Origin of the sequence: Halomonas tibetensis (assembly GCF_042643535.1) — a bacterium.
Lineage (GTDB): Bacteria > Pseudomonadota > Gammaproteobacteria > Pseudomonadales > Halomonadaceae > Halomonas > Halomonas tibetensis.
Window position 1 is genome coordinate 1 of record NZ_JBHRSQ010000040.1, and the last position, 19,798, is coordinate 19,798.

Genomic DNA, 19,798 nt, shown 5'->3' on the forward strand with positions numbered 1-19,798 from the left:
GTCGAGTGCGTGGCTCGCATCATCATGATGGCGGCTCGGTCTTCAGCAGTGAGATGGCTGTAGCAGTAGGTCATGGCAACACCGTACCTGATGGGTTACGTGTTGCACTTGGTCATTGAGACCGCCCTCTATCGTGGCCCAACGCCGGGGGCGAATTCCACATCCAACGACGAAGAGCCAAAATACTTCAGTGCTAATTATTAAGTGCGAAACGGAGCGCGCTGGGTGCGGTTTTGCCATGAACACTAGATGCTACCCTTCATTTCATAAGGTCGGCCCGCCATCATTCAATTCACGCTATTACTAGTCATATTGCCGGTGCACCGAGCGGATCTTGCGCAACAGTAGTGGTAAGCCCATGTAAGTATTACACCGAATGAGGTGACTCATGGAAAATAAAACTATCAGGTTAAGTAGACACTTATCCACTTCTCAGAAGTTTATGTCCAGCTAAACATAGTAGGCGTTCACATTGTTAATTTACTAATTCGCTAATGATCATGGCGGTAATTATAAATCCGCATATTTCATAGTTTTAATAAAGCGTATTGTCGCTCAAAGGATCGAGGATTAAGGTGTTGATGTGATAAATAAAAAAATATTCATTGGTGGTTGTGACCGCAGTGGAACTACTCTTTTAGCATCGATGTTGGCATCTTCACCTAGGATCGCCACAACTCCAGAGTCTCAGTTTAAGTTGAATCTTTTGAAATTAAGCAACAGAAGGCTACCTGAAAGCGAAACAAAAAAAGTGTTAAGTCGATTATTTAATGATTTTAGGTTTAAGATATGGTTAGAAAAGCCTGATTTTTTAGAAACTTTTAAGTATAAGATAAAGCCTGGTTTGTCGAGCAAAGAAATTTTAGAAGAAATGGTCTCTTCATACTGTGGCGAGGAGCCATACTGTTGGATAGATCATACGCCTAACAATATACAAAATGTTAGCTTTTTAAAGAATGTTTTTCCAGAATCTTCTTTCATTCATATTGTACGAGACGGAAGAGCAGTAGCTGCATCTGTTAAACCACTACCCTGGGGGCCAAACACTACTTACCACGCAGCCACTTGGTGGGCTTATCGTGTCAGCTTTGGCTGTGCAGCCGAACTTGCATGGCCAGATAAAGTTTACCGTGTGAGTTATGAGTCATTGGTAAATAATCCCGAGGATACATTACTGAGTCTGTGCGAAAATCTTGATATCCAATATGATTCTAGGATGTTATCAGGTTCAGGGTTTAAACTCCCATCGTATACTAAAAAACAGCACTGTCATGTTGGGAAAAGTGTTAAATCAACTCAAGTCAATTTGTGGAAAAAAAGGTTGTCTGACCGTGATATAGAAATATTTGAAGCCAAGGTGGGTGGGTTATTATCTTCTTTCGGCTATGAATTGCTTCATGACAAGCGACAGCTACCAAAAATTTCTGAGCGCGTGAAGATACATGCAAATGAGTTATTTTATGCACTGATTAACTTTGCAAGGCACAGAATTCGCTTGCGCAAGCTTCCTTAACATAGGAAAAGGATATTCCATTCATCACGCTAGTGTAGGCGAGGCAAGTAAATGTGGTAATAATACAAATGCTAACAGCAAATACTAAGGGTAAATGTTATGGTCTATTGCCATGAATAATATTGTCACGACAAACTTGACTGGACTTGAAAAGCGGCATCTTCCTCCTGCGCAAAAAGGTGAAAAGCTGAGGGTTTTGTCATTAAGCCCCATAGGTTTCGGCTTTAAAAATTATTTTGATAATTTAGTTAAGTATACAGAAGCGCGAGATGACATTGAAGCGGTACATATCAGGCTGGTCCAGCCCAAATGGACAAAGCTCTTTACCGGAGCAGTTCCGGGACTTAGAAGAAAAAAACTGGACCAACATGCTTACAGATATGGCCAATACTGGCGATGGGTGCTTAATAAATGGTTTAATGGCCCGCTTCCACTCAAGCATTTCGATGTAGTACATATTATCACGGCGGAATGTTCACGTATAATTCCAGATATTAGTAAAAAAACTGACACGGTTTTTGCCGTAAACATAGATTTAACTGTCCCGCTCAGGGTGCGTGAGTTTGGGGAATGGCCCCTTCCTCTGGTAATCGATAAAAAATCTGAGAATCGCGTTTTTAATGCAGCGGATCTTATTGTTTGTCGGAATGAATTTTGTGCCCAATCTCCTGTTTCTGACTATGGTGTTTCACCAGAAAAAATTGTTATTGCTAGAAACTCTATAGAGTTTCCATCGGCACCTTTAAAAAATAAATCTAAAAAAAATGATGGCAGCTTATTAAAGCTGGCTTTCGTTGGAAACTCTTGGAAGAGAAAACGTGGAGATATGGCATTAAAAGTGCATCAGAAGTTTTTTTCTGATGTTGCCGAGTTGCATATTTTTTCATCAGAAGCCCTCGTAGACCATACAAAAAGAAATGTCGTATGGCATCGTCATGTACCAAGAGTTGATCTGCTTGAGAAGTGGTTGCCGGAAATGGATATTTTTGTTCTGCCTTCTCGTAATGAAGGGCTTGCTTGGGCATTGCTTGAAGCTGCTTCACTAGGTCTTCCCATCGTCACCACTAATCTGCCTGGAAGCGCTGAGGTAGTGTCACATGAAAAAAGTGGATTACTAGTTCCAGTTGGTGACGAGGATAAATTTCGGAGTGCAATACAGCGGCTAATTGATGACTCTGACTTACGGTGCTCAATGGGGAGAGAGGCTCAGCAAAAAATTCGAAATAAATTCAATATAGAGACGCAATTTGGTTTTCTTTTTGAGCGCATAGAAAAGTTGCGGCGTGATAGCGGTTATAGGCCATGATTTAGATATAAGCGGAATGTCATTGACTAATTCTCACCATGCCACAATTGTTATTTCCAGTAAAGCTTGAAAATTTGGTTCTTCGACGTTTCATGTGGATTTGGCCTGATCAAGCAGTCGGCCCACAGGGCTGCCAATCAAGTAGATCATGGCGATGAAGTTGGTCTCGTTCCGGTAGCCGCGTGCGCGTGACCTGGCGGCCTGGAAGAGACCGTTCATGCCCTCCAGACGTGCGTTGGTCAGGCCAGAGAGCCAACGCCTCACTACCTGCTCCGCATGTCGCTCCAAGGTCGTCAGGGCCTTCGCCATCGGCGTGAGCAGAGGCTGATCAGTGACCGCCTCGCGCATGACCTTGAGATAGTTCGAGATGCGCCACCGGGCGGCTCGCGGCGTCGGGGCTTTCTGGATCCAGCTCAGTTTTTCCTTGATCACCCAGGCATCGGCGGTGGCGCCACGATCGGCCACCAGCTCTTGGAGCGCGGTGATCTGGCTGGCCGTCAGGTTGCCGTTATCTCGGTTCTTCAAAACCGCCCACCGCAAGGCCTTGGGATGCCCATTCTCTCGGCGCCAGGGAAAACGCATGAAAAACCGCTCTACGACGGGCTTCGTAGCGCTTTACCAGTAGGAGCTAATGTGGTCATCTAACAGCTTTTTCTCATGGATGACTCATGCTGACACCATCCCTTATGCACCATTTATCGATCGTTCCTGACTTCCGCCAGGCCTGGAAAGTGCAGCATCAGCTGACGGATATCCTGTTTTTGACCGTCTGTGCCGTGATCTGTGGTGCCGAGGGTTGGGACGAAATCGAAGATTTTGGCCACGCAAAGCTCGATTTTCTTCGTTAGTACGGCGATTTTGAGGCTGGCGTGCCCAGCCATGACACCTTGGCCAGGGTCATGGCCCTGGTGAATGCCGAGCAGCTGCAAAGCGCATTCGCCGAGTGGATGAAAGCCTGCCACGACGTGACGGAGGGCGCGGTGGTGGCCATCGATGGCAAGACGCTGCGTGGGTCGTACTGCCGAGGGAAGGGCAAAGGGGCGATCCACATGGTCAGTGCCTTCAGTGCGGCAAATGGTGTGGTGCTGGGCCAGATCAAGACGGCCGAAAAGTCCAACGAAATCACGGCGATTCCCGAGCTGCTCAAGCTTCTCAATCTGCAAGGCTGTCTGGTGACGATCGACGCCATGGGGTGCCAGAAGAAGATTGCCACTCAGATCCTGCAGAAGGGCGCCGATTACCTGCTGTCTGTGAAGGACAATCAGCCGGCCTTGGCTGACGCCTTCGAGGCCGCATTTCCCATGGCCAAGGTGGCCAGCTTCGAGGGTGACGCCTATGTCACGGATGAGAAGAACCGGGGCCGGCAAGAGACCAGATACCATATTGTCAGCGAGGTTACTGAAGAATTTCAAGAGCTTAGCTATGAATGGCCAGGCCTGAAAACGGTGGGCGTGGTGATGAGTTTCCGCCAGGAAGGTGACGACGCACCAGAGGCGCCAATGATCCGCTACTACATCAGTTCCGGAAAGCTCAGCGCCAAAAAGCTTGCCGAAGCGGCCCGCCAGCATTGGTTTGTCGAGAATAAGCTCCACTGGTCCCTGGACGTCGCTCTCCGCGAGGATGCCTGCAAAATCCACCGCGGACAGGCTGCCGAAAATCTCGCCAGGATCCGTCATATGGCCTTGAATTACCTGAAAGGGGAGAAGCGTTTCAAGGGCGGAATCCGGCGGAAACAGAAGAAAGCGGCGCTGGATGAGACCTATCTGGCAGACATTCTCGCGGTATAGGTTCTTTCATGCGTTTTCCCTGCCGGTCTGAGTTAGGGCTGAACAGATGGGGTTCGTGGAGCGTTTACCAATCGACCGTGACCGCGGCGCTGGGCAGGTGCTCGGCCACACCACTGAGAAAGGCCTGGGACATGTCGCAGACCACTTCGACCACGTTATCTGGGTCACCCCCATGCTTGGCCAGAAAGGCGCTGAAGGCCTCGATGGTGGCCTTGCCATGACCGGGAATGGCGAAGATTACCGGCTCCTGCTTGCGCTGCATGTCGAGAAACACCGTCACATAGCGGTGACCTCGCCGAGAGGCGGTTTCATCCAGGCCGACTGCCTCGACCTTGGACAGGTCCAACTGACCCAGCATCCGTCCCACATAGTGGTGCACGATTCGCCACAGGCGCTTATCCGAGATCTCCAGTTGCCGAGAGACGGCGAGCACCGGCATCTCCTTGACCAGCGACATGGCTGCCTGTTTGAACAGCAAGGTGAAGTCGCTACCCGTCCGCGCCCAGGGCACCTCAATGCGCTTGACGCCATGCGCGGGACACTTGGTGCGCGGGACGCGGGCATGCAGGTAGCAATGGTGCTGGAAAAAATTCAGATGCCGCCAGGTCTTGTCGACAAAGTCGTGAGCCGGGCAGGCCTCGCCGCACTCCGGGCAGGAGTAGAGGCTGCCTCGTTCGGCCTCGACATAAAGATCAAGGCGATGGGGCGACACGGAGGTATCCAAGTGCTGGTCCTTGAGAATCCAGGGCGCTTCCAGACCCAGGCCGAGGGTCATAATCTGGGTACCGTCCATGCCATGCCTCCTGTCGTTGTGGAGGCTCTATCGTGGCCCAACGGCGGAGGCGAATCCCACACCCAACGACGAAGAGCCGAAAATTTTCCATTTGGCTTTACCAATCGAACATTGCGCATGCAATAAATCATTTTAGTTTTATATCTGTATTTGCTCTCATACTTTGCCGTCATGTTCTTTTTATTAAATACTGTGGAAACGATGCGTTATACAAATTCGAGCAATGTCAAAATTAATAAAAAAATTCTATTGGTTTTGTTGCTTACACCACTTTTTTTTGTCTCCTCTATGTTTTTGGTTTCTAATTACATTTATGGTGACCAAATTAGTTATCAAGCTTTCTATAAAGTTTTAAGCACTGCTTCATACAGAGACGTAATGAGTGTGGCTCGTGATTATTTGTCAAGCGGAGAGCCCGTTTCGGCATACTTCCTCTGGGTTGGTGCAAAGTTAGGTATAGATAAAAATATATACATATCATTTCTGAATACTGCAATGCTGATTTTTCTCACCATCTTTCTGCTTCGGTATAAAGTTAAAGGATTTGTGATTGCTTTGCTGCTTACAAATGTTTATGTCATCGTGTTGATGACTGGTGCTGAAAGGCTGAAAATATCATATATTTTTTTGTTTTTGGCAGCCTTATCACACAGCAATAGAAGAATGTTTTTTGTTGGGCTTTCGCCACTGGCGCATTTTCAGTCTTTGATTATTTTACCCTCTCTTGCAATATATTCGTTCCACAATTATTTTTCACGTTTTGTGTCGAACTTGAAAGTTGATAAAAAAATCCTTTATGGGGTCTTCCTGGTTTTCTTGGCCTCCTTTATATTCGTGGCTTTTTTTATAGATCCTCTTCTAAGCAAAGCAAGTGCTTATATGCGAGGTGATGTTAGGTTTTTATCTCTTTTTCAAATATCTTTGCTGTTTGCTTCGATATTACCCTTGGCTTTAAATAAAATAAAGTGGATGCTTATTTTTCTGTATTTTTCAAGTACGGTGCTTCTTTTGGGCGGCGAAAGAATTAATATGATAGCGTTCACTGCTGTAGCATATATTTTAGTTACAGAAGGTAAGTTGTCAGTGCTTAGGTTTCATAACATCCCTTTTGTATTGATTTTAGTTTATCTGTCTTTTAAGTCTGTTAGCTTCGTTGGCAATGTGTTAGAGCATGGGACAGGTTTTTACTCGGGTTGATTTGCATCATTATAGATAGGTGTTTTGATGAATGTTTTGGTTTTTTCAAGTTTCTATCTCCCTGGCTACAAGGGCGGTGGGCCAATTAAGACCATTGCCAATTTGGTGAGCGCCACATCGGATAATGGCATGTGTTATTACATCATCACTAAAAATAGAGATTTGGGCGATAAAGAACCATATCCGAATATTTCTTCTAATGATTGGTCAGGTTGTGGTGAGGCTGAAGTTTTCTATTGCTCTCCTGGCATAACTGGATTGATGCGTGGCTGGTTGAAGATTTTTCACCATAAGTATGACGTGGTTTATTTAAATAGCTTTTTTTCGCCTTTTTTTTCCTTTGTTCCACTGGTTTTTTCCTTGTTTAAGGGAAAAAGGGTGGTTTTGGGGCCGAGAGGTGAGTTTTCAAGCGGCGCATTAAATATTAAATCGCGAAAAAAGTGGGCTTTTTTGCGCTTTTTTAAGCTTCTGTCTTTTCATAGAAATGTGGTTTTTCAGGCATCAAGTGAATACGAGGCTGAAGATATAAGGCGCGTTCTTGGTGATGGTGTGGATGTTTTTGTTGCTGAGGATATTGGTTCACTACAGTTATCGGCAGGTATCCCAAAAGAAAAGGATGCTTGCTGCCTAAGGCTTGTTTTCATTTCTCGAATTTCACCCAAGAAAAACTTGCTGTATGCATTGCAAGTTTTAAGACAAGCTAAGTGCTCCTTGGTATATGATGTTTATGGTCCTGTTGAGGATGAGAAGTACTGGGGCGAATGCGAAGCTGTTATTGCTTCACTGCCTAACAATGTCTCGGTAAATTATTGTGGGGAGTTGCAGCCAAAGGATGTTGTGGGTTTGCTCTCTCAGTATGATCTTTTCTTTATGCCGACACATGGCGAGAACTACGGCCATGTTATTGCCGAAGCGCTGTGTGCAGGTCTGCCCATTCTGATTTCAGATCAGACCCCATGGCGTGATCTTGAGGAACAGGGCATCGGCTGGGACCTGTCGCTTGATGAATTAACTGTTTTTTCTCGCGCTATTGAGAAAGCGCATGCCATGTCGGCCGATGAGTACGCGGCTTTCCGGGAACGAGTCCTTGCCTGGGCCAAGCAGAAGTTTGAAAACCCAAAGGCCATTGAGGCCAACAAGGCCATGTTTGAATATGCATTTAAGAAATAGGGCTTATCATGTCATTGAATGAAAGCACCGCACTGATCACTGGCGGCACCGGCTCCTTTGGCAAAACGATGGCCAACTACCTGTTGGATCGTGGTTACAAGGAAATTCGCATCCTGAGTCGTGACGAGGCCAAGCAGGATGAGATGCGCATTGCCTACAATCGAACGGAGATGAAGTTCTACATCGGCGACGTGCGCGACCGCCATTCCGTCGACAAGGCCATGCGCGGTGTAGACTTGGTCTTTCACGCTGCGGCGCTTAAACAGGTCCCGTCCTGCGAATTCTTCCCGCTTGAGGCGGTGAAGACCAATATCTTGGGGAGCCAGAACGTAATTGATTCAGCGGTGGAAGCCGGGGTCAAGAGCGTGGTCTGCCTGAGTACTGACAAGGCGGTGATGCCGATCAATGCAATGGGCATGACCAAGGCACTGATGGAAAAGACAGCTCAGGCGGCTAGCCGTCAACTAGGGACGAGCGATACCACCGTCTCTTGCGTCCGTTACGGCAACGTGATGTGCTCACGCGGCTCGGTGATTCCGCTCTTTATTAAGCAGATCAAGGAAGGCAAGCCGCTTACCATCACCGAGTCCAGCATGACACGCTTCATGCTCTCGCTGCCGGATGCTATCGAGCTGGTCAACTTCGCCTTCGAGAATGCCCGCCAGGGCGATATCTTCATCAAGAAGGCGCCCGCTTGCACCGTCGAGCTGCTGGCCGAAACCCTGCTGGAGATGTTCGACGCCAATAACGAACTGCGCGTCATCGGTATGCGCCATGGCGAGAAGCTCTACGAAACTCTGGCCAGCCGCGAGGAGCTGCGCCGCTCCGAGGACATGGGCGACTACTACCGGGTCAGCTTCGATGACCGCGACCTCAACTATGGCAAGTACTTCACCGAAGGCGATGTGGAGGAAGTCTCAACCGAGGACTACCACTCCCACAATACTTACCAGCTCAACAAGCAGGAGCTGAAGGAGTTACTGCTGACCCTGCCGGAAGTTCGCGACGCGCTCGAGAGCTGATTCAGCCCACCCTACTGCCCGCCAACCCTTCAGGGAGATTACATGAAGATCGTTATCACCGGAGCCAATGGACTGCTCGGCCGGCATGTTCATCTCTACCTGCGTGCTCAGCCTGCCTATCGCGAGGGGCTGGTGCTGCTGGATCGTCATGCCTTCCAGGACGATGCAACGCTAGCGGCCGCCCTGGAGGGAGCCGACTGGGTGATCCACTGTGCCGGCATCAACCGGGATAGCGACGAGCGGGTAGAGCAGGGCAACCGTGAGCTGGCAGAGCGCCTGACCGAGACGCTGGAGCGAATTTCCGCTACTCCACATCTGTTCTATGCCAACAGCATTCAGCGCGACCGCGACGTGCCCTATGGCCGCGGTAAACAGGCGGCACATCGCGTCCTGGGCGCTTGGGCGTTGCACAGCGGTGCCCGCTACACCGAGCTGGTGCTGCCCCATGTGTTCGGTGAAGGCGGCAAGCCCCACTACAATTCGGCGCTGCACACCTTCTGCCATCAGCTCGCAGCGGGGGAGGAACTGGCCATCAATGGCACCGGCCAGTTGGAGCTGCTGCACGCTCAGGATATTGCCACGGCGATTGTCGCTGCCTTCGAGCGCGGCCAAACCGGCCAGCTGCGCCTGACTGGGCGCACCATGAGCGTGGCAAGCGCCGCCGGCAAGCTGATCGACATGCACCGCAGCTACACCGGCGATGTAATCCCCGATCTGCGTGATCGCGTCGATCTGCAGCTGTTCAACACGCTGCGCTCGTTCCTCTATCCCCGCTACTACCCCAAGACGCTGACGCTGCACAGTGACGATCGCGGGGAATTGTTCGAGGGGGTCAAGAACCGTAATGGCGGCCAGGCGTTTCTCTCCACCACCAAGCCAGGAATTACCCGCGGCAATCACTACCACTTCAACAAGGTGGAGCGTTTCCTGGTGGTCAAGGGTCAGGCGGTTATCCGCATCCGCCGGCTGCTGGATGACCAGGTCGAGGAGTTCCACGTCAGTGGCGATGCCCCGGCTTACGTGGATATGCCGACTCTGCATACCCACAGCATCACCAACACCGGGAATGAAGAGCTGCTGACGATGTTCTGGAGCCATGAAATCTTCGATCCGGAGAATCCCGATACCTACTTCGAGCCGGTGCTGAGCCCTGAAGCTACCTGATAAGCGAGCCAGTCGATGAAAGTCATGACCATTCTAGGAACGCGCCCGGAGATCATTCGTCTCTCCCGCGTGATAGCCGCCCTGGATCAGGTGGTGGACCATAAGATCGTTCACACCGGGCAGAACTACGATCACGAACTGAACGAGGTGTTCTTCGAGGAGCTGGGCGTGCGCCACCCGGATCACTTTCTTAACGTGGATACCTCGTCGCTGGGGCGCAGCCTGGGTGAGATCCTGATCAAGACCGAGCAGGTGCTGCTGGAGGAGAAGCCCGACGCTGTGCTGGTGCTGGGCGATACCAACAGCGCCATCGCCACGCTGATGGCCAAGCGCATGAAGATCCCCACCTACCACATGGAGGCCGGGAACCGTAGCTTCGACGCCAACGTGCCGGAGGAGATCAACCGCAAGCTGGTCGATCATCTGGCCGACTTCAACCTGGTCTACACTGAGCACGCTAGGCGCCACCTGATCAGCGAGGGTCTCTCGCATCGGTTCATATACCTGACAGGCTCGCCGATGCGCGAGGTGTTGGAGCACATGTTGCCGCAGATTGAGTCGTCGTCCATCCTCGAAACGCTCGGACTTGAGGCGGGCAAGTACTTTATCGTCAGCGTGCACCGCGAAGAAAACGTGGATAGCCAAGCCAACCTGCGCGAGGTGGTCGAGGCGCTGCAGGCCCTGCACCAGCACTACGGCTACCCGGTGGTGGTCTCCACCCACCCGCGCACCCGTAACCGGCTGGAGAAACTGGGCCTGGCCGGGGATGATAAGGAGGAAAGCGAGGGCATTCGTTTCCTCAAACCGTTTGGCTTTCTCGATTACAACCACCTGCAGATGCACGCCCACTGCGCCATCTCGGACAGCGGCACCATCAGCGAGGAGGCCTCGATCCTCGGCTTCCCCGCAGTCACGATGCGCCGCTCCATCGAGCGCCCGGAAGCGCTGGATACCGGCGCCATCGCATTGACGGGCCTGAGAAAGGAAGGGCTGCTGGATGGCGTGCGTATCGCCACCGTCTCGCGCGATGTATTTTCTGGCACCGAGCGCGAGGTGCCCGAGGCCTACCAGGTGCGCAACACCTCCGAGCGCGTGGTGCGACTGATCACCGGTACCGCTAAGTTGGCCAACCGCTGGCGGAATATGGATGAGTTCAGCCGCTATGACTGGGGTTGAATCTCGCGCCCAGCCCCAGGTCGACGTTACGACAACTCACCGGCCGCTCAGGGTGCTGGCTGTGCACCGCTACTACTGGCCCGACACGCCGCCCTATGCAGCCATGTTGCGTCGCATCGTGGCAAGCTGGCGTGTAGCAGGCCATGAGGTAGAAGTGTTGTCTTCCCAGCCTTCCTATAAGGGAGAGTTGGATAATGCGAAGCGCTCACGCCATGACGACGTAGATGGCGTCAGCGTTACCCGCCTTTCCCTGCCTACTGAGGTGGGCCGGCCCGTGGTGAGGATGGTGAATGCTGTTCGCCTGGGCGGTGCCGTGATATGGCGCGCCGTGACACGACGACCGGATGTAATCATGATTTCTACGGCGCCCCCCGTTCTAGGAGGGGCGGCGGCTGCCTTGGCCGCGAAGCTGACCGGGGCGCGTTTTATCTATCACTGCATGGATATCCACCCTGAAGTCGGTAAGGTATCGGGCGAGTTTGCGCACCCTCTGGTGTATGGCGCTCTGGGCAGGCTAGATAACTGGAGCTGCCGTCAGGCCGATCCCGTCGTCGTTTTGTCGCATGACATGGAGAACACGCTGAGGCAACGCCCTGGTGGGGAACGCTTGGCCATCAAGGTACTTAACAACTTCAGCCTGCCCTCGGAAAACCCGCTGCCCGATGAACTTCCGTTCGAGTGGCCTGATGAAATCTTCCGGGTATTGTTCGCCGGCAACGTCGGGCGCTTTCAAGGGCTCGATAGTGTGGTAGAGGCCATGGGCATGTTGAAGGAGCGAGATGATATCGAGTTCGTATTGATGGGAGAGGGAGCCGCCAAGGAGATGCTGCGGCACAAGGCTCGTGAGCTTGGCGCCCGAGTACGCTTTCTCGGCCACCAGCCCGTAGAGGTTGCCAAGGCTGCCATGCGGCACGCCGATGCTGGATTCGTTAGCTTGACGGCAGGCGTCTATCGATACGCCTATCCCAGCAAAACCATGACCTATCTGGAACAAGAGTGCCCTCTGATCGTGGCCATTGAGCCCGAGAGCGAACTGGCATCTGATGTGATGGCGGGCGGGTATGGCCACATTGTTCAAGTTGGGGATAGTAAAGCTCTAGCGGAGCTGCTAACACGGCTGGCCGATGATCGTTCATTATGTGCGGACATGCGTATTCGAGCCGGTGAGAAGGCGAAAACGGCCTTTGCCGAAGATGTGGTACTCAAGCAATGGATCGAACTGCTGCAAGCAAGCGAGGTGGAAAGGGAGTGACACCTAACAACGTGATCATCATCGGTGCGCCGCGCAGCGGCACCAACATGCTGCGCGACGTGCTCTGCGAATTCGAAGGCGTGGCCACTTGGCCGTGCGACGAGATCAATTACCTCTGGCGCCATGGCAATGTCCGCCATCCCTCCGACGAGATCCCTGCTGAGCGTGCCACGCCTGCTGTGCAAGCCTATATGCAGAAGCAGTTCCAGTGGGTCTCCGAGCGTTACGGGGCGCACACGGTGGTCGAGAAGACCTGCGCCAACAGCCTGCGCGTGCCCTTCGTCGATTGCGCCGTGCCGGATGCCCGCTATGTCTACATCTACCGCGATGGGCTCGATACCACCGGCTCGGCCAAGCTGCGCTGGCAGGCGAAGCTCGACATTCCGTACCTGCTGGAGAAAGTGCGTTTCGTTCCCCTGACGGACCTGCCGTACTACGGCACGCGCTATCTCTGGAGCCGCGTCTATCGGCTGTTTTCCCGGGAGAAGCGTCTGGCGTTCTGGGGGCCGGCACTCGAGGACATGCCGGAGATTCTGGAGCGACATAGCCTGAACGAGGTTTGTGCCCTTCAGTGGCAGCGTTGCGTCGAGAATGCCGAGGCCGCCTTCGCTGACATGCCGCCCGATCAGGTGACCCGCGTGCGCTACGAGGACTTTGTCCGCGAGCCGGAGGCGCAGTTGAAGCGACTGTTGGCGTTTCTCGGCCTCGATGTGCCCGAGGAGGAACTAAGCCGCGCTGTTGCCGGTGTCTCCAGCAGGAGCATAGGCAAGGGGCGTGCCTCCCTGGAAGAGGGGGAAGTGAAACGCCTGGAATACCTTATCGGAGAGACACTGGAGCGTTATGGCTATCGCGGTTGAATCAACGGGGCTCAGCCTGCCCCAGGCCATGCAAAAGCGTGTGTTCGATATCGGTCTCTCTACCGTGGGGCTGACGTTGAGCGGATGGCTGATACTGCTGGCCTGGGTAGCGGCCAGTCTCGACACTCGCAGCAACGGCTTCTTCACCCAGCACCGGGTCGGCAAGGATGGTCGTCTCTTCACCGTGGTCAAGATCAAGACCATGCGCCCCAGCCGCGAGCTGACCACGACGGTGACCCGCTCGGGCGATCCGCGCATCACGCCGTTGGGGCGCTTCTTTCGCCGCACCAAGATCGACGAATTGCCGCAGCTCTGGAACGTGCTGGTCGGCGATATGAGCTTCGTCGGGCCCCGGCCGGATGTACCAGGCTTTGCCGATACCCTGGAGGGTGAGGAGCGCTTGTTGCTGAGCGTTCGGCCCGGCATAACGGGGCCTGCCACGCTGGAATACCGTAACGAGGAAGAGCTGCTGGCCAACGCCGACGACCCAGAAGCCTTCAATCGCGAGGTGATCTGGCCCGACAAGGTTCGCCTAAACTTGGCCTACATACGCGACTGGTCGCTTGGTCGCGATATTCGATACATCCTGGACACGGTGTTTCATTAAATGCTGAACGGACCCTTTTCCTCTTGGCCATCCTTCACCGAGGAGGAAGTTCAGGCGGTACAGCGCGTGCTGCTCTCCAACAAGGTCAACTACTGGACAGGAAAGGAGGGGCGCCAGTTCGAGCGTGAGTTCGCCGCCTTTGCTGATACTGAATACGCCATTGCCGTTTCCAACGGCACCAACGCCCTGGACTTGGCTTTGAAAGGGCTGGGGATCGGCGAAGGCAAGGGCAGGGGGCGAGACGAGGTGATCGTCACTTCGCGCACCTTTATGGCCTCGGCCTCTAGCATCGTCACCGCCGGCGCGGTGCCGGTGTTTGCCGATGTGGATCGCGATTCCCAGAACATTACTGCGGCCACGGTGGCGGAAAAGATTACGCCGAATACCCGGGCCATCATTGCCGTGCATCTGGCTGGCTGGCCCTGCGAGATGGGCGAGCTGATGGTGCTGGCGGAGCAGCACGGCCTTTACGTGATCGAGGATTGCGCCCAGGCTCACGGCGCAACGTATCGCGGCCGCAGCGTGGGCAGCATCGGCCACGTGGGGTGCTGGTCGTTCTGCCAGGACAAGATCATGTCCACCGGCGGAGAAGGGGGCATGGTCACTACCAACGATGAGGCCCTGTGGCGCAATATGTGGGCCTACAAGGACCATGGCAAGAGTTGGGAGGCGGTGTATGAGCGCGAGCATCCTCCGGGGTTTCGCTGGGTACATGAGAGTTTTGGTACCAACTGGCGGATGACCGAGATGCAGGCCGCCATCGGGCGTATTCAACTTGCGCGAATGCCGGCGTGGAAAGCGGCTCGCCAGGCAAACGCCCAGCGCATCTGGGATGCGGCTAGCGAGTGTCAGGGCCTGCGGGTGCCGGAATTTCGCTGCAGTACTCAATGCGACAACCAGTGCGACAGCCAGTGTGCCAAGCGCAGCGGCTGCGAGCATGCTGCCTATAAGTGCTATGTGTTCGTGGAGCCTGAGCAATTGGCAGAAGGCTGGGACCGCGACCGAATTCAGGCCGAGATCGTGGCGCGCGGTGTGCCGTGTTACTCGGGTTCATGCTCAGAGGTCTATCTGGAGAAAGCTTTCGATCGGACCGGTTGGCGCCCTGAGACGCCTCTGCCCGTGGCGCGCGAGCTGGGCGAGACCAGTTTGATGTTTCTTTGCCACCCGACGCTGACCGAGGCGGAGATCGACAAGACCTGTCGTGTTGTAAAGGAAGTGATGGGCGAGGCTACTGGAACCGCTTAGGTGGCGGATCTGAGTATGCTGGCGAAGCCCCGCGGGTCAGACCCGCTTCAAGGAAAGCGTTGACGTGAGGCTATAGCTTACTGCCGGGGGCCCTTCACCGGGGTCAGGCCCTTAAGCGGGCTTAGGCAAAGGGCGCGCCTAAGCCCGCTTAAGTGTCTGACCCCTGATACTTCAGGCGCTGTGGCCCCAGACGATAAAGTTGGGATTGAGGTTCTGACCCGGCGTGGCGTAGCTGAGCGGCTGGCCGGCCAGGGTTTCCACCCGGCCGCCGGCCTGCTCTACCACCGCCTGGGCGGCGCCGGTATCCCATATGCAGGTAGGGCCAAGGCGCGGATAGACGTCGGCGGCGCCTTCGGCAACGAGACACAGCTTCAGTGAACTGCCCATGGGCACCATGTCATGCTCGTCCAGTTGTTCCAGCCACTCGGTCAGGTCTGGGCTCGGATGAGATCTGCTACCCACCACGCGCCAGGCGACGCCTTCGGCAGGCGGGCCACTCACGCGGATAGGCTGGCGCTCGCCGCTCTTCTCCTTGCCCCATTCCACCTTGAAGGCCCCCACACCCTGGGCAGCGAGATACGACACGCCCAATGCCGGGGCCACCACGACGCCGAGCACCGGCCTGCCGTTCTCGATCAGCGCGATATTGACGGTAAACTCGCCGTTGCGCTTGATGAACTCCTTGGTGCCGTCTAGCGGATCGACCAGCCAGTAGCGCCCATCGGTATCCGCTCCGGCAAAGCCTTCGGTGTTCTCTTCTGAGAGCACCGGAATACCCTGGGGCAATGCATGAAGAGCCGCCTCGATGATCGCATTGGCCGCCTTGTCCGCCTCGGTCAATGGGCTCTTATCCTCTTTCTCTTCAATAGTGAAGTCTCGGGAATAGATGGCCATGATGGCGTCGCCGGCTTGGTGGGCGATGGTATGTGTCTGGTCCAGAAGTGTGGCGAGGTTCATGCAGGATCCTTGTTCGGTGGCGATGGCCCGCGCTTCTGGGTCAGACCCCGGCCATCCTTGGCCGGTGTCTGACCCGCCAGCGCTCGCAGGCGCGACTCAGGCGATAATCTGACGCTCACGCAGCAGCTCGATGATCGCATCCGCCGCTTCTTCTTCGCTGAGCTGCGTGGTGTCGATGCGCAGCTCGGGGGTTTCCGGAGCCTCGTAGGCGGAGTCGATGCCGGTGAAGTTCTTCAGTTCGCCACGGCGGGCCTTCTTGTAAAGCCCCTTGGTATCGCGCTCCTCGGCCACCTCCAGCGGGGTGTCGACGAAGATCTCGATAAACTCTCCGTCCTCCACCAGATCTCGAGCCAGCTGACGCTCGCTGCGAAACGGCGAGATAAAGGCGGTTAACACGATCAGGCCGGCGTCGACCATCAACCTGGCTACCTCGCCAACCCGGCGGATGTTCTCGACGCGATCGGCATCGGTGAAGCCCAGGTCGCGGTTGAGGCCGTGACGAACGTTATCGCCATCCAGCAGGTAGGTGTGCTGGCCAGCGGCGTGCAGCTTTTTCTCCACCCGGTTGGCGATGGTCGACTTGCCAGCACCCGAGAGGCCAGTCAGCCACAGCACCGCGGGCTTCTGATTCTTGGTCAGCGCCCGGGCCTGCTTGTCGATATCCACGTGCTGCATGTGAATGTTCTGGCTGCGGCGCAGGGCGAAGTGCAGCATGCCGGCACCGACGGTGTTGTTGGTCATCCGGTCGATCAGGATGAAGCCGCCGGTATCCTGATTATCGCGGTAGGCATCGAAGGCGACCGGCTGGCTCAGGCTCAGGGTGCAGACCCCGATGCCGTTCAGGTCCAGCTGTTTGGCCGCGGTGTGCTCCAGCGTGTTGACGTTTACCTGGTACTTGATATCGGTAACGGTGGCAGACAAGGTCTGGGTGCCCAGCTTCATCAGATAGGGGCGGCCCGGCAGCAGTGGCTGCTCGTGCATCCACACCAGGGTTGACTCGAACTGGTCGGCGATCTCGGCAGGCTGCTCCACGCCGGAGATCACGTCGCCGCGGGAGATATCAATCTCGTCTTCCAGCAGTAGGGTTACCGACTGCCCGGCGATCGCCTCTTCCAGGTCGCCATCAAAGGTGTAGATGCGCTTGATGGTGCTGCGCTTGCCGGAGGGCTGCACGCGGATGGCGTCGCCAGGTTTGACCCTGCCGCTGGAGATCATGCCGGTGAAGCCGCGGAAATCCAGGTTGGGGCGATTGACCCACTGCACCGGCATGCGCAACGGCAGGCGCTGCAGGCGCTCCTCGTCCACCTCGATGGTTTCCAGATAGGCCATCAGGGTCGGCCCGTGGTACCACGGCATATGATGGCCGTGCTCGACGACGTTGTCGCCCTTGAGCGCCGACATGGGAATGAAGGTGATGGCCTCCAGGCCCAGCTGCTTGGCGAAGACGCGATACGCGTCGACGATCTCGTCGTAGCGGGCCTTCGAGTAGTCCACCAGGTCCATCTTGTTGATGGCGACCACGATATGCCGAATGCCGATCAGCGACATCAGGAAGCTGTGGCGGCGGGTCTGGGTCAGGATACCCTGGCGGGCGTCGACCATCAGGATGGCGGCGTCGGCCGTGGAGGCCCCGGTCACCATGTTACGGGTGTACTGTTCGTGGCCCGGGGTGTCCGCGACGATGAACTTGCGCTTGTCTGTGGAAAAGAAGCGATAAGCCACATCGATGGTGATGCCCTGCTCGCGCTCGGCGGCAAGACCATCGACCAGGAGGGCGAAATCGATATCGTTGCCCTGGGTGCCGAACTTCTTCGAATCCGCCTCGATGGCGGCAAGCTGGTCCTCGAACAGCAGCTTGGATTCAAACAGCAGCCGGCCGATCAAGGTGCTCTTGCCGTCATCCACGCTGCCGCAGGTAATGAAGCGAAGCAGACCCTTGTGCTCGTGGGCCTTCAGGTATCCCGCGATATCTCCGGCGATCAATTCAGATGAATGAGACATCAGAAGTATCCTTCCTGCTTTTTCTTTTCCATGGAGGCAGCGCTGTCGTGGTCGATGACCCGACCCTGGCGTTCGGAGGTCTTGGTCAGCAGCATTTCCTGGATGATGTCAGGCAGCGTGTCGGCCTCGGACTCGATGGCGCCGGTGAGCGGGTAGCAGCCCAGGGTACGGAAGCGCACCTTGCGCATCATCGGCACCTCGCCGGGATTTAGCGGCATGCGGTCGTCATCGACCATGATCAGCGCGCCATCGCGCTCCACCACCGGCCGCTCGGCAGAGTAGTAAAGCGGCACGATGGGGATGTTCTGCAGGTAGATGTATTGCCAGATATCCAGCTCGGTCCAGTTGGAGATCGGAAAGACGCGGATCGATTCCCCCTTGTGCTTGCGGGTGTTGAAGAGCCGCCATAGCTCGGGGCGCTGGTTCTTCGGATCCCAGCGATGCTGGGCGGTGCGAAAGGAGAAGATGCGCTCCTTGGCGCGCGACTTTTCTTCGTCGCGACGGGCACCGCCGAAGGCTGCATCGAAGCCGTACTTATCCAATGCCTGCTTGAGGCCTTCGGTCTTCATCACGTCGGTATGAATCGCCGAGCCGTGGGTGAAGGGATTGATGTCCTTTTCGACGCCCTCGGGGTTGATATGCACCAGCAGGTCCATGCCCACGTCGCGAGCCATCTCATCACGGAACTCGTACATGGCGCGGAACTTCCAGCGCGTATCCACATGTAGCAGCGGAAAAGGCGGCGGCGCCGGCGCAAAGGCCTTGCGTGCCAGATGCAGCATCACCGCGCTGTCCTTGCCCACCGAGTAGAGCATTACCGGATTCTCGGTCTCGGCGACCACCTCGCGCATGATCTGGATGCTCTCGGCTTCCAGCTTCTGAAGATGGGTGAGTGATGTCATCGTTTCAGCCTGTGTCAGTTTGAAAATGGGAAGCGGGCTACCCAACGGGATGGGGCAACAGCCGTAATGCCGGATGTTGCTCAAGCCACCGTCCGATCTCGGGCGCGGCGGGGAAATAGGCGCCGTGAAAGACCAGCGCCACCGGCTTGCCGGGGCTGTGATCCAGCAGCCGCTGACATAGCGCCAGGTAGTCCTCGACCCTAGGCGGCGAGGTGAGGCAACGGGTGTAGAGCACGCCGCGCTTGCCGTGCAGGTAGAGCTGATAGCGCGGCAGCTCGGATGAAGCTTCCGCAGGCTTGGCGGCGCGCACTCCGCCCTGCCAAACACTGCCGCCGGCCTGGCCCACCTCGGCCAGAACCGGTTTGACCTGTTGGCGATACCAGCGGCCTAGCTGGTTGTTCTTGCGCTCGAGACTATTCAGCGCCAGCGGCTCGGGCTTGAGGTCGCGCGCCTGAAGCCAGTGGTCGATGGCGCGCGTTGATACTTTATGGCCCTGTAGGTCCAGTGCTTCGGCCAGGGAACGGCTGCTCCAGGCAGGCCCACTGTCCTTTGGCCACTCCGCCAGCCAAGCAAGCAGCATATGCTGAGTGTCCGCATTCAATCGCGTGGCCTGGCCGGCACTGCGCCCGCGCGGACGCAGCGGTACCGCTGCCCAACCGCCTTCACGAAACGCCTTCCACGCCGCCGATACCGTGGGCGCCGAAAGCCTGGTGCGGGCTGCCGTGTCGGCGACGGTATGACCATCCAGCCGTAGCCGAACCGCTTCGAGGCGGCGTTGAGTGAGTGTTTCGGGCGTTAAATATTTAGTGGCCAAAAAATTAACTAACCTATTGAATATAAATTATTTTA

The 19,798-nt window shown here is 55.3% G+C and carries 17 protein-coding genes and 3 pseudogenes; 13 read left to right on the plus strand and 7 right to left on the minus strand.

Features of this window, described 5'->3' with window-relative positions:
- Positions 1–583 precede the first annotated feature (583 nt).
- Positions 584–1,513 (plus strand): sulfotransferase family protein, encoded by a 930-nt coding sequence (locus tag ACFODV_RS16175; protein ID WP_379761291.1) that lies wholly within the window; start codon positions 584–586, stop codon positions 1,511–1,513.
- A gap of 112 nt (positions 1,514–1,625) precedes the next feature.
- A complete protein-coding gene (locus ACFODV_RS16180) occupies positions 1,626–2,819 on the plus strand; it encodes a glycosyltransferase family 4 protein (protein ID WP_379761293.1) in 1,194 nt (397 codons plus the stop codon).
- Positions 2,820–2,909: 90 nt separating this feature from the next.
- On the opposite strand, the gene ACFODV_RS16185 is transcribed toward ACFODV_RS16180, so the two are convergent.
- Positions 2,910–3,401: a transposase gene (locus tag ACFODV_RS16185; RefSeq protein ID WP_379761295.1), complete on the minus strand. Its 492-nt coding sequence runs from the start codon at positions 3,399–3,401 to the stop codon at positions 2,910–2,912.
- An 86-nt stretch (positions 3,402–3,487) separates the two neighbouring features.
- Between ACFODV_RS16185 and ACFODV_RS16190 the strand changes: the two are divergent.
- Positions 3,488–4,606 (plus strand): annotated as a pseudogene (locus tag ACFODV_RS16190) (ISAs1 family transposase).
- Between the two features lie 67 nt (positions 4,607–4,673).
- Here ACFODV_RS16190 and ACFODV_RS16195 read toward each other — a convergent pair.
- A pseudogene (locus ACFODV_RS16195) lies at positions 4,674–5,399 on the minus strand (ISL3 family transposase); the annotation flags it as partial.
- A 201-nt stretch (positions 5,400–5,600) separates the two neighbouring features.
- On the opposite strand from ACFODV_RS16195, the gene ACFODV_RS16200 reads away from it, so the two are divergent.
- The 9 genes from ACFODV_RS16200 (at position 5,601) to ACFODV_RS16240 (ending at position 15,089) form a co-directional block, all read left to right on the plus strand.
- Positions 5,601–6,596 carry a hypothetical protein gene (locus ACFODV_RS16200; RefSeq protein WP_379761299.1) on the plus strand — a complete coding sequence of 332 codons (996 nt, stop codon included), beginning with the start codon at positions 5,601–5,603 and terminating at the stop codon, positions 6,594–6,596.
- Between the two features lie 27 nt (positions 6,597–6,623).
- Positions 6,624–7,766, plus strand: coding sequence for a glycosyltransferase family 4 protein (locus tag ACFODV_RS16205; protein ID WP_379761301.1), 1,143 nt, complete (start codon positions 6,624–6,626; stop codon positions 7,764–7,766).
- Between the two features lie 8 nt (positions 7,767–7,774).
- Complete coding sequence (locus tag ACFODV_RS16210) at positions 7,775–8,788, plus strand: SDR family NAD(P)-dependent oxidoreductase (protein WP_379761303.1); 1,014 nt, start codon at positions 7,775–7,777, stop codon at positions 8,786–8,788.
- Between the two features lie 42 nt (positions 8,789–8,830).
- On the plus strand, positions 8,831–9,952 hold the full coding sequence (locus tag ACFODV_RS16215; RefSeq protein WP_379761305.1) for a polysaccharide biosynthesis C-terminal domain-containing protein: 1,122 nt from the start codon (positions 8,831–8,833) through the stop codon (positions 9,950–9,952).
- Positions 9,953–9,967: 15 nt separating this feature from the next.
- Positions 9,968–11,128 carry a non-hydrolyzing UDP-N-acetylglucosamine 2-epimerase gene (gene wecB / locus ACFODV_RS16220; protein ID WP_379761307.1) on the plus strand — a complete coding sequence of 387 codons (1,161 nt, stop codon included), beginning with the start codon at positions 9,968–9,970 and terminating at the stop codon, positions 11,126–11,128.
- A 61-nt stretch (positions 11,129–11,189) separates the two neighbouring features.
- A complete protein-coding gene (locus ACFODV_RS16225) occupies positions 11,190–12,380 on the plus strand; it encodes a glycosyltransferase family 4 protein (protein ID WP_379761309.1) in 1,191 nt (396 codons plus the stop codon).
- Positions 12,377–13,237, plus strand: coding sequence for a sulfotransferase family protein (locus tag ACFODV_RS16230; RefSeq protein WP_379761311.1), 861 nt, complete (start codon positions 12,377–12,379; stop codon positions 13,235–13,237). The genes ACFODV_RS16225 and ACFODV_RS16230 overlap by 4 nt, the downstream gene beginning before the upstream one ends.
- A complete protein-coding gene (locus ACFODV_RS16235; protein WP_379761313.1) occupies positions 13,221–13,844 on the plus strand; it encodes a sugar transferase in 624 nt (207 codons plus the stop codon). The genes ACFODV_RS16230 and ACFODV_RS16235 overlap by 17 nt, the downstream gene beginning before the upstream one ends.
- On the plus strand, positions 13,845–15,089 hold the full coding sequence (locus ACFODV_RS16240; protein WP_379761315.1) for a DegT/DnrJ/EryC1/StrS family aminotransferase: 1,245 nt from the start codon (positions 13,845–13,847) through the stop codon (positions 15,087–15,089).
- Between the two features lie 171 nt (positions 15,090–15,260).
- Here ACFODV_RS16240 and cysQ read toward each other — a convergent pair whose 3' ends face one another.
- The 4 genes from cysQ to ACFODV_RS16260 all read right to left on the minus strand — a co-directional run bounded on the left by cysQ (position 15,261) and on the right by ACFODV_RS16260 (position 19,529).
- Positions 15,261–16,046, minus strand: coding sequence for a 3'(2'),5'-bisphosphate nucleotidase CysQ (gene cysQ / locus ACFODV_RS16245; protein WP_379761317.1), 786 nt, complete (start codon positions 16,044–16,046; stop codon positions 15,261–15,263).
- Positions 16,047–16,142: 96 nt separating this feature from the next.
- A complete protein-coding gene (cysN, locus tag ACFODV_RS16250; protein ID WP_379761319.1) occupies positions 16,143–18,047 on the minus strand; it encodes a sulfate adenylyltransferase subunit CysN in 1,905 nt (634 codons plus the stop codon).
- On the minus strand, positions 18,047–18,949 hold the full coding sequence (gene cysD, locus ACFODV_RS16255; protein WP_379761321.1) for a sulfate adenylyltransferase subunit CysD: 903 nt from the start codon (positions 18,947–18,949) through the stop codon (positions 18,047–18,049). The genes cysN and cysD overlap by 1 nt, the downstream gene beginning before the upstream one ends.
- A gap of 37 nt (positions 18,950–18,986) precedes the next feature.
- On the minus strand, positions 18,987–19,529 hold the full coding sequence (locus ACFODV_RS16260; RefSeq protein ID WP_379761519.1) for a hypothetical protein: 543 nt from the start codon (positions 19,527–19,529) through the stop codon (positions 18,987–18,989).
- Between the two features lie 7 nt (positions 19,530–19,536).
- Here ACFODV_RS16260 and ACFODV_RS16265 point away from each other — a divergent pair, with 7 nt between their 5' ends.
- On the plus strand, positions 19,537–19,689 hold the full coding sequence (locus tag ACFODV_RS16265) for a hypothetical protein (protein WP_379761521.1): 153 nt from the start codon (positions 19,537–19,539) through the stop codon (positions 19,687–19,689).
- Here the strand turns inward: ACFODV_RS16265 and ACFODV_RS16270 are convergent.
- Positions 19,653–19,763 (minus strand): annotated as a pseudogene (locus ACFODV_RS16270) (hypothetical protein); the annotation flags it as partial. The gene ACFODV_RS16265 and the pseudogene ACFODV_RS16270 overlap by 37 nt on opposite strands.
- Between the last annotated feature and the right edge of the window lie 35 nt (positions 19,764–19,798).

What these genes read in the sequence shown, in the direction of transcription:
- ACFODV_RS16260 (WP_379761519.1), bottom strand. Translation starts at nt 19,529, where the DNA reads ATGCTGCTTGCTTGGCTGGCGGAGTGGCCAAAGGACAGTGGGCCTGCC.
- ACFODV_RS16240 (WP_379761315.1), top strand. Translation starts at nt 13,845, where the DNA reads ATGCTGAACGGACCCTTTTCCTCTTGGCCATCCTTCACCGAGGAGGAA.
- ACFODV_RS16215 (WP_379761305.1), top strand. Translation starts at nt 8,831, where the DNA reads ATGAAGATCGTTATCACCGGAGCCAATGGACTGCTCGGCCGGCATGTT.
- ACFODV_RS16185 (WP_379761295.1), bottom strand. Translation starts at nt 3,401, where the DNA reads ATGCGTTTTCCCTGGCGCCGAGAGAATGGGCATCCCAAGGCCTTGCGG.
- ACFODV_RS16205 (WP_379761301.1), top strand. Translation starts at nt 6,624, where the DNA reads ATGAATGTTTTGGTTTTTTCAAGTTTCTATCTCCCTGGCTACAAGGGC.
- cysD (WP_379761321.1), bottom strand. Translation starts at nt 18,949, where the DNA reads ATGACATCACTCACCCATCTTCAGAAGCTGGAAGCCGAGAGCATCCAG.
- ACFODV_RS16235 (WP_379761313.1), top strand. Translation starts at nt 13,221, where the DNA reads ATGGCTATCGCGGTTGAATCAACGGGGCTCAGCCTGCCCCAGGCCATG.
- ACFODV_RS16200 (WP_379761299.1), top strand. Translation starts at nt 5,601, where the DNA reads ATGCGTTATACAAATTCGAGCAATGTCAAAATTAATAAAAAAATTCTA.
- wecB (WP_379761307.1), top strand. Translation starts at nt 9,968, where the DNA reads ATGAAAGTCATGACCATTCTAGGAACGCGCCCGGAGATCATTCGTCTC.
- ACFODV_RS16180 (WP_379761293.1), top strand. Translation starts at nt 1,626, where the DNA reads ATGAATAATATTGTCACGACAAACTTGACTGGACTTGAAAAGCGGCAT.
- ACFODV_RS16210 (WP_379761303.1), top strand. Translation starts at nt 7,775, where the DNA reads ATGTCATTGAATGAAAGCACCGCACTGATCACTGGCGGCACCGGCTCC.
- cysQ (WP_379761317.1), bottom strand. Translation starts at nt 16,046, where the DNA reads ATGAACCTCGCCACACTTCTGGACCAGACACATACCATCGCCCACCAA.
- cysN (WP_379761319.1), bottom strand. Translation starts at nt 18,047, where the DNA reads ATGTCTCATTCATCTGAATTGATCGCCGGAGATATCGCGGGATACCTG.